The 568-nt window shown below is 32.9% G+C and carries 1 protein-coding gene; it reads right to left on the bottom strand.

Features of this window, described 5'->3' with window-relative positions; translation table 11 throughout:
* Positions 1-24: 24 nt before the first annotated feature.
* Positions 25-417 carry a helix-turn-helix domain-containing protein gene (locus ACFIMP_RS09945; protein WP_375660029.1) on the bottom strand — a complete coding sequence of 131 codons (393 nt, stop codon included), beginning with the start codon at positions 415-417 and terminating at the stop codon, positions 25-27.
* Positions 418-568 lie beyond the last annotated feature (151 nt).

Here is a 568-nt window from a genome sequence, read left to right as displayed (position 1 = left end):
ATAAAAGTTAGGGAATAGGATTTTCTAACATTTGTCTACAACAGTAGCATTTTCTTTTCTTTGCGCTTCGCTAATCATCTCTAATAATGTTTTGAATGCTTCTAAATCCTCTTGTGAAAAATCTTTTAAAGTTCTAAAAAACATGCCAACAGCTTCACCTCTCAACGGATCAGAAGTCTTGATTGTAAAACTTTTGCGACAAGCATCCGATTCTCTTCTCAAAATTTCTGCTACCTCTTGATCTAAAGCATAGAGTTCAATTATCTTTTCCTCCAGTCCTACAGGAACAGATTTTTTGCCAATTTCTACAGCAGATAAAAATGATACAGATATGTCTAATTTCTTAGCCATATCTAAAAGGCGTTCGGAGTGATCAATGCGAAGTTTCCGTAAAATTTTACCAAAAGATGTAACCATATAAAAAGTCCTATTAGAGAAGAAATATTTCTTCTGATTCTAACAAATCTTTTTATGATTTTCTTCAATTATTACGAATCAAGAGTTCTTTTCGGGGTGGTTTTTTAGCAAAACCAGAGGTCCAAAGGGTCTCTAATTCTAAAAAGTCAAA

Source organism: Bartonella sp. AP65SXKL, from assembly GCF_042195725.1.
In the GTDB taxonomy this organism is placed as follows: Bacteria; Pseudomonadota; Alphaproteobacteria; order Rhizobiales; family Rhizobiaceae; genus Bartonella.
Note: the sequence above shows the minus strand (reverse complement) of the source record. Positions and strands in the feature narration are given on the sequence as shown.